13 protein-coding genes are annotated in these 12,389 nt (G+C 70.6%); 6 read left to right on the top strand and 7 right to left on the bottom strand.

What is annotated here, in order from left to right; all coding sequences use genetic code 11:
• Positions 1 to 24: 24 nt before the first annotated feature.
• Both ABH927_RS20655 and ABH927_RS20650 read right to left on the bottom strand, forming a co-directional pair.
• Complete coding sequence (locus ABH927_RS20655; protein WP_370023890.1) at positions 25 to 870, bottom strand: SGNH/GDSL hydrolase family protein; 846 nt, start codon at positions 868 to 870, stop codon at positions 25 to 27.
• Positions 870 to 2,075 carry a glycosyltransferase gene (locus tag ABH927_RS20650; RefSeq protein ID WP_370023889.1) on the bottom strand — a complete coding sequence of 402 codons (1,206 nt, stop codon included), beginning with the start codon at positions 2,073 to 2,075 and terminating at the stop codon, positions 870 to 872. The genes ABH927_RS20655 and ABH927_RS20650 overlap by 1 nt, the downstream gene beginning before the upstream one ends.
• 402 nt (positions 2,076 to 2,477) lie before the next feature.
• On the opposite strand from ABH927_RS20650, the gene ABH927_RS20645 reads away from it, so the two are divergent.
• From ABH927_RS20645 to ABH927_RS20630, 4 genes are all read left to right on the top strand, one after another.
• Positions 2,478 to 2,633: a hypothetical protein gene (locus ABH927_RS20645; protein WP_370023888.1), complete on the top strand. Its 156-nt coding sequence runs from the start codon at positions 2,478 to 2,480 to the stop codon at positions 2,631 to 2,633.
• A 75-nt stretch (positions 2,634 to 2,708) separates the two neighbouring features.
• Complete coding sequence (locus tag ABH927_RS20640; RefSeq protein WP_370023887.1) at positions 2,709 to 3,908, top strand: permease; 1,200 nt, start codon at positions 2,709 to 2,711, stop codon at positions 3,906 to 3,908.
• A gap of 194 nt (positions 3,909 to 4,102) precedes the next feature.
• The gene (locus tag ABH927_RS20635; RefSeq protein ID WP_370023886.1) at positions 4,103 to 5,227 is read left to right on the top strand and encodes an aldose 1-epimerase family protein; all 1,125 of its coding nucleotides are present in this window, start codon (positions 4,103 to 4,105) and stop codon (positions 5,225 to 5,227) included.
• 207 nt (positions 5,228 to 5,434) lie between these two features.
• Complete coding sequence (locus ABH927_RS20630) at positions 5,435 to 5,845, top strand: hypothetical protein (RefSeq protein ID WP_370023885.1); 411 nt, start codon at positions 5,435 to 5,437, stop codon at positions 5,843 to 5,845.
• 72 nt (positions 5,846 to 5,917) lie between these two features.
• On the opposite strand, the gene ABH927_RS20625 is transcribed toward ABH927_RS20630, so the two are convergent.
• Entirely contained in the window at positions 5,918 to 6,460 is a 543-nt protein-coding gene (locus ABH927_RS20625; RefSeq protein ID WP_370023884.1) for a shikimate kinase, read from the bottom strand.
• 89 nt (positions 6,461 to 6,549) lie between these two features.
• Here ABH927_RS20625 and ABH927_RS20620 point away from each other — a divergent pair, with 89 nt between their 5' ends.
• Positions 6,550 to 6,807: a DUF6458 family protein gene (locus tag ABH927_RS20620; protein ID WP_370023883.1), complete on the top strand. Its 258-nt coding sequence runs from the start codon at positions 6,550 to 6,552 to the stop codon at positions 6,805 to 6,807.
• Positions 6,808 to 6,888: 81 nt separating this feature from the next.
• Positions 6,889 to 7,302, top strand: coding sequence for a ChaB family protein (locus ABH927_RS20615; RefSeq protein ID WP_370023882.1), 414 nt, complete (start codon positions 6,889 to 6,891; stop codon positions 7,300 to 7,302).
• 240 nt (positions 7,303 to 7,542) lie between these two features.
• Here ABH927_RS20615 and ABH927_RS20610 read toward each other — a convergent pair whose 3' ends face one another.
• The 4 genes from ABH927_RS20610 to rfaE2 form a co-directional block, all read right to left on the bottom strand.
• A complete protein-coding gene (locus ABH927_RS20610) occupies positions 7,543 to 9,369 on the bottom strand; it encodes a transketolase (protein WP_370023881.1) in 1,827 nt (608 codons plus the stop codon).
• Between the two features lie 166 nt (positions 9,370 to 9,535).
• The gene (locus ABH927_RS20605) at positions 9,536 to 10,531 is read right to left on the bottom strand and encodes an SDR family oxidoreductase (RefSeq protein ID WP_370023969.1); all 996 of its coding nucleotides are present in this window, start codon (positions 10,529 to 10,531) and stop codon (positions 9,536 to 9,538) included.
• 10 nt (positions 10,532 to 10,541) lie between these two features.
• The gene (locus ABH927_RS20600; protein WP_370023880.1) at positions 10,542 to 10,790 is read right to left on the bottom strand and encodes a hypothetical protein; all 249 of its coding nucleotides are present in this window, start codon (positions 10,788 to 10,790) and stop codon (positions 10,542 to 10,544) included.
• Positions 10,791 to 10,800: 10 nt separating this feature from the next.
• Positions 10,801 to 12,231, bottom strand: a complete 1,431-nt coding sequence (rfaE2, locus tag ABH927_RS20595) for a D-glycero-beta-D-manno-heptose 1-phosphate adenylyltransferase (protein ID WP_370023879.1) — start codon at positions 12,229 to 12,231, stop codon at positions 10,801 to 10,803.
• Positions 12,232 to 12,389 lie beyond the last annotated feature (158 nt).

Genomic DNA, 12,389 nt, shown 5'->3' with positions numbered 1-12,389 from the left:
TGGGAGACGTTCACGATCGCGCTGTCACGCGAGGAGGTGCTGCGCGTCGACGCGCCGCAGGATGCCGTCGAGCTCCGCGTGGAACCGATCGTCGAGCACGGCGGTCTGGCCGCAGATCTCGTGCCAGGCCTCGCTGAGGACGAGCCTCCCGAACGTGGGGAGGAAGTCCCTGGAGCGCCTGACCACCCAGCCGGTTCCCTCGGTGGCCAGCCAGCGCGCGCTCGCCCACGCCGACGGACTCGCGCTGGTGGGCTCCTCGTCCGGCAGGGCGTGTACGGGAAACCCCCTCGCGGCCAGCTCGGTGGCGAAGAGCCGGGCCAGCATCCGGTGGCCGCGCTCGCTCGGGTGAAGCCGGTCGACTCCCCACATCCGCCGTTCGTACAGCGCGGGATGGGAGGCCAGGTCCACGTGGACCGTGTCGTACCTGCCGGCCACGTGGTCGAGGACCGAGTTGATCGCCCGGACCCTCCGCGTGAGCGGACGACGGACGAGATCGGGGATGCCCAGCATCAACCCCGGATCCGGCAGACGGACGGTGAGGACGGCCGCCCCGGCGCGGCGGAGCCCCCCGACCACCTCCTCGATGTCGGCGGCTATCTCCGAGAGCACGAACGTCCCGCGCAGCGTGTCGTTGACTCCGGCCAGCACGGACGCCAGCGTCGGCCGCAGTGCGAGGGCGCGCGGAAGCTGGTCGGCCGCCAGGTGCCGCGAGGTCGCCCCGCAGACGGCCAGGTTGCTGAACTCCACGTGCTCAGCCGGGCCCAGCGCCTCGGCCAGCCGGCCCGCGTAGCCGCGCCATCCCCCGCAGGGCAGCGGGTCGCCGAGCCCCGCGGTGACCGAGTCGCCCAGCGCAACGAGTCGCGTTGTCACTACCGTCTATCTCCAATCGGGTCCAGGAGCCGGTGGGCGCGGAGAAACCCGTCCACGGAGCTCGGCCAGTCGAATCGTTCGGCCTGCCGGCGGGCCAGCCCCCGGCGATCCCCTTCCGCCCTGCGGAGCAGCACCTCCACCGCGTCGGCGTACGCCTCGGGGCGGTCGTCTGCCGCGACGCCGGCGTCGCCGATGACCTCGGGCAGCGCGCTCTCCCGCGACACGATCACCGGCGTCCCGCTCGCCATCGCCTCGAGTGCCGCGAGGCCGAACGTTTCGACCGGGCCGGGCGCGATGGCGACATCCGCGGTGGCGAGCAGCCTCGCCAGGAGGTCGCGGTCGGCGACGTGCCCGAGGAACCGGACCGGCAGGCCGCTCGCCCGAGCTTCCAGCGCCCGCCGCCGCGGTCCGTCCCCCGCCACGACCAGTACGGCCGGCACGCCCCGGCGGCGAAGCTCGGCCAGGGCGCCGATGGGCCGGTCGGGCCGCTTCTCGGGGGAAAGCCTGGAGCAGTGGACGAGCAGTCGCTCGCCGGGGGCGGCCAGCGTCCGGCGCAGCTCCGGGTCGTAGCGTTCAGGGGCGAAGCGTGCCAGGTCGACGCCGAGCGGCACACGTGCCAGGTTGGGCACGCCGAGGCGGCTGAACTCGGCCGCGGCCCATCCTGTCGTGCAGACCACGAGGTCGAAGTCGGCCGCGCTCGCCCGGTTGAGCCGGTCCGCCAGCCGGCCGAGCGCGCCGGGGTGCGCCGCGTCCCGGTCCGCGACTCCGCTGAGCCAAGGCCCGGCTCCCAGCCAAGGCCCGTGGCGGCGCGGCAGGAGGCGGGAGCCGTACAGACGCAACAGGCCGTCAAGGCTCTCGTGCGACACCATGACCGAGTGGATGCCACGCGATCGCGCCCACCGGCCGGTCCATCGCAGCGTCGTGCGGTCCGAGACCTCCAGCCGGTCCGGTTTCAGGCGGTCGAGCAGCCGGCTCAGAGAGCGCCGCGCCACGATGACCCGGTAGCCGCCTGTCCCCGGCACGACCGGCCCCGGCACGGTGATGACGCGTCCCGCCGGAGTCTCCCGTTCCCCGGGTGCGGCTCCCGGGATCACGAGCAGCGGCTCGTGCCCGGCGGCCGCGTACCCGGCGCCGAGCTCGTTCAGGGCGGTGCGGAGGCCACCCGAACGAGGGGCGACGAAGTTGGCCAGCCGTACGATCCTCATGGTCCATCCCGGGGGAGCCTCAGCGAGAGCACTGCACACCTTGCCGAGATGGTGACGCCGTCGATTACCAGGACAGATAACCCCACATGGCCTGATCTCTAACCTTCTCCGAATACCCGCGTCATATCCGGCGGAGGCATGGGGCGGATCGGGTCGCGGAGGCTGGGATCAAGATCAGGTGAAGTGACCGCAGCGAGTGGGAGATCTTCGCCGTACCGGGGGTGGCGCCGCCTCCGGAAGGGGGAGACCGCCTCTCACTACCCGTCGTGTCCGGATGAGCACATCGTTGTTTCCCGGCACCTAGCCTGGAGGTGGTGACGCGTGCGCTTCTCTGCCGAGGATGCTGCCTGGAAAGAGCTGAGTAGCCAGTACGCCGGACGCTGGTCGATCTGGAGGAGTGACGTGGGCCGCTGGTACGCGACCCGGCTGACGAGGTCGCTGTCCCGGGCCGAGATGGACAAGGGCCTGGTCATGACCGCCTCCGGCGAGAACGTGGAGGAGTTGCGCGGTCAGCTCACCGCTCAGGAGCGGCTGGGAAGCCAGATGATCTCCTCATAAGCGGGCGTGCGGGGGGTGACGCGCGCCGCGCGGGGAATGCGGTGATTACGCGGATCTCGCTTCAGGGAGCGGCCATTGCTCGCGGATGTGGTGCCGGCGGCCTGGCACGCCCTGTGGCATGGCCTGTGGCGCGCTCTCTCGCTCGCCTTCGCCATGGGGTGGGAGATCCTGTGGGCGCTGATTCTCGGGTTCGCGCTGTCGGCGGCCGTGCAGGCGGTGGTGAGCAAACGTGAGATGGTGCGCCTCCTTCCGGACGACTCGCCGCGCTCGCTGCTGAAGGCGACCGGCCTCGGGGCAGCTTCGTCGTCGTGTTCGTACGCGGCGGTCGCGCTGGCCCGATCGATCTTCGTCAAGGGCGCGAACTTCACGGCGGCGATGGCCTTCGAGATCGCATCGACCAACCTGGTGATCGAGCTCGGCATCCTGCTGGCGCTGCTGCTGGGCTGGCAGTTCACGCTCGCGGAGTTCGTCGGCGGCCCTATGATGATCATGCTGCTGGCCCTCATGTTCCGGGCGTTCCTGCGGCCGCGGCTCGTGGAGGAGGCTCGCGCGATCGCCCGCCGGGGGGTGCAGGGCCGCATGGAGGCTCATGCCCAGATGGACATGAGCGTCGAACACGGTGGCCTGTGGCGCAGACTCCTCTCGCCCCGGGGTCGTACGGCCGTCGCGCACTACTTCGTCATGGACTGGCAGGCCGTCTGGATCGACATCGTGGGCGGGCTGCTGATCGCCGGGGCGCTGGCCGCCTGGGTGCCTGAGTCGTTCTGGCGGTCGTTCTTCCTGACCGGCCATCCGGTGGAGGCGAAGATCTGGGGTCCGCTGGTGGGGCCGCTAGTAGCGGTGGTCAGCTTTGTCTGCTCGATCGGTAACGTCCCGCTCGCGGCCGTCCTGTGGAACGGCGGGATCAGCTTCGGCGGCGTGGTTTCGTTCATCTTCGCCGACCTGATCGTGCTGCCGATCCTGGACATCTATCGCAAGTACTACAGCTGGCGGATGATGGCCTTCCTGACCGTCACCTTCTACGCCGCCATGGTGATCGCGGGGTACGCCGTCGAGGTGCTGTTCGGGCTGCTGGGGCTGATCCCTGCCCAGCGCGCGGCCAAGGTGCTGGAGGCCCACCCGTCGCTCAACTACACGACCGTGCTGAACGTCGTCTTCCTCGTGCTCGCCGCGGCGCTGCTGGTCCGCTTCTTCCGGACGGGCGGACGGGACATGCTCGCCATGATGCGGAGGCGGCCGAACGAGGCGAGCGGCCCCTCGACCGAGGCCGAATGACACCGAGGCCGAACAAGACCGAGGCCGAACAAGACCGAGGCTGAATAAGATTGTGCGCGTGACCAGCCCCCCGATGTCTCGTCCAGGACGAGCGGCACGCCCGGCGGTGCTTCTCCCTCACGTCCGACCCCCTCACCGGCAGAGCCGGTATCCCAACCGCAGCCGGCGGCAGATCGAAATGAGAAAATCGCCGGGTGACGGACTCCGCGGTTGGACACAGCCCTGAAAACGGCAACGGCCCCCAGACCGGCCCCGGCAACGGCGCCGAGACGGGGACCGGCACGAGCCCCGAGAGCGGGACAGGGACGGGTGCCGGTGTCGATGTCGGCAGAAGCGTCCCGACGGTCGCGCCGACCGGGACGCAGCACACGATCGCAGCCGGTGGCTACCGGGCCGTCCTGACCGAGGTGGGCGCGGGAATCCGGTCCCTGACTTATGACGACCGCCCGCTTCTCATGGACTACCCGGCCGGCCAGCCGGCGGTCGGAGGGGCGGGGCAGTTACTCCTTCCCTGGCCGAACCGGGTCGAGGACGGCCGCTACGACTTCGACGGCCAGACGAGGCAGCTCGCGATCACTGAGCCGAGGGCGGGTCATGCCACGCACGGGTTCACGCGGTGGCTCCCCTGGACGGTCCTGGCGGAGAACGCCACCTCGATCCGCTTCAGGCTGCGGTTGTTCCCCCAGCTCGGATACCCCCATGTGCTCGATCTCACCGCGGCGTACTCGGTCAGCCCTGCAGGTCTCGAGGTGGAGGTGTCCGCCACGAACGTGGGCGCGAGCGCCGCGCCGTACGGCATGGGCGCCCATCCGTACCTCACACTCGGCACCGGGCACGTGGACGACGCCGTGGACGACGCCGTGCTGGGGCTGCCCGCGGCCCAGTGGCTGGAGGTCGACGACCGCAAGATCCCGATTGCCCGGCATGGCGTCGAAGGAACGGACTACGACTTCCGTACGGCACGGCCTGTCGGCGGGCTGGCACTCGACACGCCGTTCACGGGCCTGCGGCGCGACGCCGACGGGCTGGTCCGGGTGCGGCTGCGCTCCGCGGACGCCTCGGTGGACGGTTCCGCGGATGGCTCCGCGGACGGGGCACACGGCGTCGAGTTGTGGGCGGGCGACGGGATCGAGTGGCTGCAGGTCTACACAGGTGACACGCTCCCCGACGGCTACCGCCGGGCCGGGATCGCGGTCGAACCGATGAGCTGCCCGCCGAACGCGTTCGCGACGGGGGAGGACCTCATCCGGCTCACGCCCGGCGATCATGTCAGCCACCGCTGGGGTGTCCGGGCCTGGCCCGATTCCGCGCGGGCCTGACGTCACCCGCAGGGGTCGAGCCTCGCGTGATCTCGTCTGAGAGGTCGAGCCTCGCCTGAGGCGTCCGGCGGTGTGCTGACAGAGTAAGAGCGCACGCACATGTCCCGGCGAGGCGGGCGGCCGAGTGCTCATCTCCGGCCGGGGTTGCGGCGGAGCCTTCCGTGACACAGATCACAGGAACCGGGCAGGCGCAACGGACAGGTCCTGGTGTGGAACGAACAACGCGCGCCCCGGCTCAGGGCCGGCGATCCAGCCGCGTTCAGCGAGCTGTTCGACGAACACGCACAAGCGATCTATCGGCATGCCGTGCGAGCCCTGCTGCAGGAGACCGCCGTGCCGCCGGCCACCCGCGCCGGGCTCTACCGGGCGACCGCGCTCATTCCCGGCGTCCGCGTGGTGAGCGACTCCCGGGACGCGCTCGGCCGCAAGGGCATCGCCGTGGCGTACGACCTGGACGGAGAGCGCACCGAGTGGGTCTTCGACAAGGCGTCCCTCGCCTATCTGGGCATGCGTGACTACCTGCTCACCGACTCCGACAGGGGCGAAGCCGGGACGGTGCTGAGCGCCGGCGCCGTCGTCACCCAGAAGGTCGTCGACGAGGCGGGTGTAACCGAATGACGACCTGAACGAGGTCCGGCCGTCGGCCAAGCCGCTCCGCCACCTGACGTCTCGTTCAAGGGGTCCATTCGTTTAAGGAGTCCATTCCGCTGGAGGGACGGGCTGCCGGGGGCCAACGTGGGTGAGCACCGTGTCGGCGATCTCCTCGGGGGTGTGCGCCCCCGTGTCCACGGTCAGGTCGGCCACCTCCTGGAAGTGGCCAAGCCGCCGGGCGCGCTGCTCGGTCAGCATCTCCACCAGATCGGGCTTGAAGTGCGGCCGGTGAGGGCTCGATTTCATCCGTTCGGCGAGAACTTCCGGTGGCCCGTCGAGGAAAACCACGAACGCGGGAGCCAGCGCCTTTCTGGACTCCGGGTCGTCGACCGTGCTCGCCGCCGCGGCGATCACGGGCACCGGGTCGGCGGCGAGGGCCTCCCTCAGCACCAGTGCCTCCCGCGCGTGCAACTCGTCGGCGCCCAGGTCAAGGGCCATCACGGCGGCCGTCGCACCGTACCGGGCCGTGAGGTCGGCGTCGCTGTCCCTCATGGGACGGCCGAGCGCATCGGCCACAAGCCGGGCCACCGTGCTCTTCCCCGCGCCCATGAGGCCCATCACCACTACGGGTATACCGGTCATAAAACCCATGCTGCCCGGCGATCCCGCGCTCACGCCGAAGTTTGAGATCCGTGGAGGGGATAGAGCAAAGGGCGAAGGAGGGATTCGCCATGACCATTGCCGGAAGCATCATCCTCATCATGCTGGGGGCCATCCTCACTTGGGCGGTCGATTTCGCGGTCGCGGGCATCGACATCCAGGTGATCGGGGTGATCCTCATGGTGGGCGGGCTGGCCGGGCTGCTCTTCGGCATCTGGCGGCTGACCACGGTACGCCGGGCCGCCACCATCACGACCGCCGCGCCCGTCGACGAGGCGACCACTAGCCGCCACGTCTACGAGGAGCGGCGTTACACCGACCCGATCTGAGACCACCCGCGGACGGGAGCCGCGTGCCGCCGGTCACGACGCGCTCCCGCTCGCCGGGCTCCGAACGGAGGCACGATCACCATGCCAGCACGCGAGGAACTGCCGTCGACCCTGGAGCGCTCCCCGAAGGAGGCCCAGGAGACATGGATCAAGGCCCACGACTCCGCCGTCAAGACGTACGGCGAGGGGGAGCGAGCTCACCGGACCGCGTTCGCCGCGCTCAAGCACTCCTTTGAGAAGGTCGGCGACCACTGGGAGAAGAAGGCCAGGCGCGGCCCTTCGGACAAGCAGGCGGAGAAGAGCACGCCCAAGGCGGGGGAGACCGCCGAGGGTGTGAACGCGAACGCGTCCAAGCAGCATCTCTACGAGACGGCCGCCCGTCTCGGCGTCACGGGCAGGTCCAGGATGACCAAGGAGGAGCTCGTAGACGCGATCAAGAAGGCCAACCGCCGAGCGACCGCCAAAGCCCGCCAAAGCCCGCTGAAACCCGCTTAAACCCGCTGAAACCCCATACGCCGCACCTTCTCGGTGAGGACACGACGACGTTGTAGCCGCGGCCGGCCGGGGCCTGCCTGAACGACAGCCACGAGCAGACGTTGTACCCCCTGCTCGTGCGCGAGGACGATGCCCTTCTTCCTTTGAGGGTTTTGTCATGCTCGTGTCATCGCGCGCGCCGAGCACTGGGGACGGCCGATGTCGGGGGACACGGGCTCAACGGGCCACTTAACGGACCACTCAACGGACCAGGGTTCGTACGGCGTCGCGGATCGCTTGCCGGTCGATGCCGGCGTCCACGAGTTGCTCCTCGGAGGTGGCGGAACCAGGCAGGCCGGAGACGGCGAGCTTCACGACCTGGACCGTCAGGTCGGCGAGCGCCGACAGCACGGCGTCTCCGAGGCCGCCCTCCGGCCGGTGGTCCTCGACGGTGACGACCCTGCCCGTGGCGTTGGCCATGATCCGCAGCTCGCCCGAGTCGAGCGGTTTGACGGAGTAGGCGTCCACCACGGTCACCGAGATGCCGTCCTCCTCCAGGAGTTCGGCCGCGGCCTGAGCCTCGTGCACGGTGATCCCCGCCGCGACGATCGTGGCGTGACCGCCCGTCCGGAGCACCTTGCACCCGCCCACCGGGAACGTCTCCTGCGGGCCGTAGATGACCGGGGTCTCACCCCTGGTCGTGCGCAGGTAGCTCACGCCGTCCAGGTCGGCCATCTCCGCGACGAGCCGGGCGGTCTGGTTGGCGTCGCACGGATAGAGGACCGTGCTGCCGTGAACGGCCCGGAACGCGGCCAGATCCTCCAGGCCCATCTGCGACGGCCCGTCCTCGCCGATCGACACGCCGCCGTGGGAGCCGACCAGGCGGATGCCGGCCCGGCTGATCGCGGCCATTCGCACGAAGTCGTACGCCCTGGTCAGGAAGGCGGCGAACGTGGCGGCGTACGGCTTCCAGCCTCTCGCCTGCATGCCGATCGCGGCCGCCACCATCTGCTGCTCGGCGATGTAGAACTCGAAGAACCGCTCGGGGTGGGCCTTGGCGAACGTCTCCAGCTTGGTCGAGTCGGCCACCTCGCCGTCGAGCGCGACGACGTCCCCCCGGGCGGTCCCGAGCGCGGCCAGAGCCTCGCCGAAGGCCGTGCGCGTCGCCACCCGCTCACCCACCTCATAGGCCGGCAGCGTGAGCGCGCCCTCCGCGAAGCCGTACGGCTGGCTGCCCCCGAGCGGCCGGTTCAGCGGGACGGTGACGCTCCTCGGGCCGCCGAGCTCGGAGATCGCCTGCTCGGGGTCCTGGAGCGGTTTGCCGTGCTTGCCCTCCCTGTCCTCGACGGCGGAGACGCCGAAGCCCTTGCAGGTCCTGGCCAGGATGGCGGTCGGACGGCGGCGGGTGTTCAACGCGTCGCCCAGCGCGTAGTCGATCTGCCCCGGGTCGTGGCCGTCGATCTCGATGGTGTGCCAGCCGAAGGCGCCGATGCGCTGGGCGTACGCCCCGAGGTCCCAGCCGTGCCGGGTCGGGCCGCGCTGTCCCAGCCGGTTCACGTCGATGATCGCGGTGAGGTTCGCCAGGCCCTCGTGCCCCGCGTGCTCGAACGCCTCCCACATGGAGCCTTCAGCCAGCTCGCCGTCGCCGCAGAGCACCCAGACGTGGTACGGCAGGCGGTCCAGCTTGCGGCCGGTCAGCGCGAGGCCGACTCCGACCGGCAGCCCGAAACCGAGCGAGCCGGTGGCCACGTCGACGAACGGCAGCCGTGGGGTGGGATGGCCCTCCAAGCGGCTCCCGCGAGCCCGGAACGTCAGCAACTCCTCGTCCGTGATCACACCCGCGGCCTTCAGCATCGCGTAGAGAAGGGGAGAGGCGTGCCCCTTGGAGAAGATCAGGTGATCGTTCGCCGGATTGGCGGGATCGGTGAGGTCCAAGCGGAGATGGCGGGTGAGAAGCACGGCCATGAGCTCGGCGGCCGACATGGAGGACGTCGGATGGCCGGAACCGGCCGCCGCCGAGGCGCGCACCGAGTCCACGCGCAATTGGGCCGCGAGCTCACACAGAAAGCGATAGTCAGGCTCGTCCATCGCCCCCGACTACCCCGCCAAACGCCTTCGTATTCCACCGAAATAGCCACAAGAGGCCCAGAGGCCCACCAATCGCTGAAGCGCCGGTCCCTGCGCAGGCCGAGCGGCGGTGCCCCAATGGCGGGCGGCCCCAATGGCGGCGGCTCGGCGCCGTCGCAGCGCGGCCTCAGCGGCGTCGGCGGAGGGCGAGTGCGGCGGCCGCGGCCAGGCCCGCGGCTCCGGCCGTGACCAGGCGGCGGTGCTGGGACATCCATACCTGCACGCTGCGCTGGTGAGAACGGTCGTCGAAGCTGCCATGGGCGCCGTAGTCCTGGTCGTCGTCGGCCGGTTCCCACAGGTTCGACACCCCCGTGGGGGCCTTGCCCTCGATCTGCTGCGACTTCACCCCGGTCCTGCCGAGGTAGCGGTCGAGCAGGCCCGGCACGAACTTCTCCGCCATGATCGTGGCCGCCGTGGTCGCGCCGACCCAGTATTCCCTCCGCCCGGGGTGCTCTGCGGCGAACAGCACCGCCTGGGCGGCGACCTCCGGCTGATAGATCGGCGGCACCGGCTGGGGATGGCGGCGAACGCGGGTCAGGCCCCAGTCGAACTGCGGCGTGTTGAGCGCCGGGAGCTGCACCATCGTGATCTTCACTCCGGAGTCCTCGGCGAACAACTCGGTCCTGACCGACTCGGTGAAGCCCTTGATCGCATGCTTGGCCCCGCAGTACGCCGACTGCAGCGGGATGGCGCGGTAGGCCAGCGCCGACCCGGCCTGCACGATCACGCCCTTGTCGCGGGGCTTCATCACCTCCAGCGCGGCCCGGGTGCCCCAGACATAGCCCAGGTAGGTGACCTGGGTCGTCCGCTCGAACTCCTCCGGCGTGATCTCCATGAAGGGCGCGAACACCGTGGTGAAGGCGACGTTGATCCAGACGTCGATGGGGCCCAGCTCGGCCTCGATCTGCTGGGCGGCACGCCGCACCTCGTCGTAATTGGCCACGTCGGCGCTGAAGACCTTGGCGCTTCCACCCCCGGCGCCGACGTCCACGGCGGCGCCGGCCAGCCCGGCCTCGCCCCGCGCGATCAGGGCCACGATCGCGCCCTGATCGCCGAGCTGCCGGACGACCGCCCGGCCCACCCCGCCGCTGGCTCCCGTCACCACGACGACCTTGTCGCTCAGGCTCACCGTCTCACCCTCTCGATTCCGGGCCGCCGCCGAGGCTTCGCTGCCTCCGTACGGCCAGCGCCATGTCGACGATCACGACCACCGCGATCACCAGCACGACCGCGGTCAGCCACCACAGATGGACGAGGGCCGACAGGAGGCCGACCCCGACACAGAACACCAACGCGAAGGAGCCGATCCGGACGTGGATCACGTCCTTCGGCGTCGCCGGCACCATGGGTTTTCCAGTCGGTGATCGCTGTTCCTCAGTCATGGGCGCCCCCCTACCCTCGAATCCTGTTCACTATCGCCGTGGTGGACAGGTCCGGGACGTAGCCCAGCACCCGCACCTCGCCGCCCAGCTCCCTGACCAGGTCCGCCTCCGGGACCATGTCGGGGTGGTAGTCGCCGCCCTTGACGTAGAGGTCGGGCCGGACCAGCCGCAGGAGCTCCTCCGGGCTGTCCTCGTCGAAGACGGCGATGTAGTCCACGCAGCCCAGGGCGGCCAGCACGGCCACCCTGTCCTCGCAGGTGTTGATCGGCCGCCCGGAGCCCTTCAGCCGGGCGACGCCGTCGTCGCTGTTGACGGCCACCACGAGCACGTCCCCGAGGCGGGCCGCCTCCTCCAGGCAGGCCACGTGGCCCCGGTGCAGCACGTCGAAACAGCCGTTGGTGAAGACGACGCGCCTGCCCTCGGCCCGGTCGCGGGCGATCCGCCCGGCCAGTTGGTCGAGGGAGAGCGCGATGTCCGGCCGGAGGACGCCCAGCAGGTCCTCCCTGGTGCAGACCGCCGTCCCCGGGCGGTTGACGACCACGCTCGCCGCCGCCTGCGCGACGTCGGCGGCCGTCTCCTCGTCGGTCCCGGCGGCCAGGCAGAGCGCGAACGTCGCGGTGAACGTGTCTCCCGCGCCGATGCTCATCGTGTCCGGCGCGGGTGTCGCATGAGTCCGGTACGGCTCTCGCCCCCACCTGTGCAGGAGCGTTCCCTCGTCGTCGAGCGTCGTGACCACCGACTCGGCGCCGGTGGCGTCGAGCAGGCGCTCTGACTGGGCGGAGAGGAAGCCGACGCGGTCGGTGTGGCCGTTCTCGCCCAGCAGCCGGGCGACCTCGGCGTAGTTGGGCAGCACGGCCTTCGCGTGGCAGTCCCGCCACCTCCCGGCGTCGTGCGCGTCCACCACCAGGATCGGCCCTCGACCCCCTTGCGTGAGCTCGCATACGGCCTGCCGTACGGCCGGGGTGCAGACACCGCCGCCGTAATCGCACGCGATGATCACGTCGGCGCCGGGCGCGAGCGTGACGAGCTGATCGATCACCTCGCGCTCGGCGGCCTCCGAGAGCGGCGAGCCGTCCTCCTCGTCGTAGCGGGCCACGATCTGGCCGTCCGTGAGCACCCGGCGCTTGACCGAGGTCCGCCTGCTCCGGACGATCACCAGGCCCTCTATGTCGAGCCGTCCCAGGGTGGCGTTGAGCGTGGCCCCGGCGGGATCGGCCCCGGTCACCCCCACCATGTGGACCCGCGCGCCGAGAGCGGCCAGGTTCACGGCGGCGTTGGCCGCGCCGCCGGGCTGGTCCTCGATCTCTTCCACCGCGACCACCGGAACGGGCGCCTCAGGGGCCATCCGGTCGCTGTGGCCGCGCAGCCACGAGTCGAGCATGACGTCCCCGACCACGACGGCCGTGACATCACCGAAACGGTTGAGCGTCTCCTCCGTCATAAGAGGGCGGCTACCCGGAGAAGCCGGAGGGAAACGGCGGCCACTCGCCCGGCCCGGCCCGGCGGCGGTCCGCACCGTGTTTGCCGGGAGGTTCATGGGGTAGCCGGGACGAGTATCGCGGCGCGGCCGCCGCCGGGGGAAGGTTCGGCCGGAACCGG

The sequence above is a fragment of the Planotetraspora sp. GP83 genome (genome assembly GCF_041262585.1).
GTDB lineage: Bacteria > Actinomycetota > Actinomycetes > Streptosporangiales > Streptosporangiaceae > JAOEGB01.
Note: the sequence above shows the minus strand (reverse complement) of the source record. Positions and strands in the feature narration are given on the sequence as shown.

What these genes read in the sequence shown, in the direction of transcription:
- ABH927_RS20650 (WP_370023889.1), bottom strand. Translation starts at nt 2,075, where the DNA reads ATGAGGATCGTACGGCTGGCCAACTTCGTCGCCCCTCGTTCGGGTGGC.
- ABH927_RS20625 (WP_370023884.1), bottom strand. Translation starts at nt 6,460, where the DNA reads ATGACCGGTATACCCGTAGTGGTGATGGGCCTCATGGGCGCGGGGAAG.
- ABH927_RS20620 (WP_370023883.1), top strand. Translation starts at nt 6,550, where the DNA reads ATGACCATTGCCGGAAGCATCATCCTCATCATGCTGGGGGCCATCCTC.
- ABH927_RS20615 (WP_370023882.1), top strand. Translation starts at nt 6,889, where the DNA reads ATGCCAGCACGCGAGGAACTGCCGTCGACCCTGGAGCGCTCCCCGAAG.
- ABH927_RS20610 (WP_370023881.1), bottom strand. Translation starts at nt 9,369, where the DNA reads ATGGACGAGCCTGACTATCGCTTTCTGTGTGAGCTCGCGGCCCAATTG.
- ABH927_RS20600 (WP_370023880.1), bottom strand. Translation starts at nt 10,790, where the DNA reads ATGACTGAGGAACAGCGATCACCGACTGGAAAACCCATGGTGCCGGCG.
- rfaE2 (WP_370023879.1), bottom strand. Translation starts at nt 12,231, where the DNA reads ATGACGGAGGAGACGCTCAACCGTTTCGGTGATGTCACGGCCGTCGTG.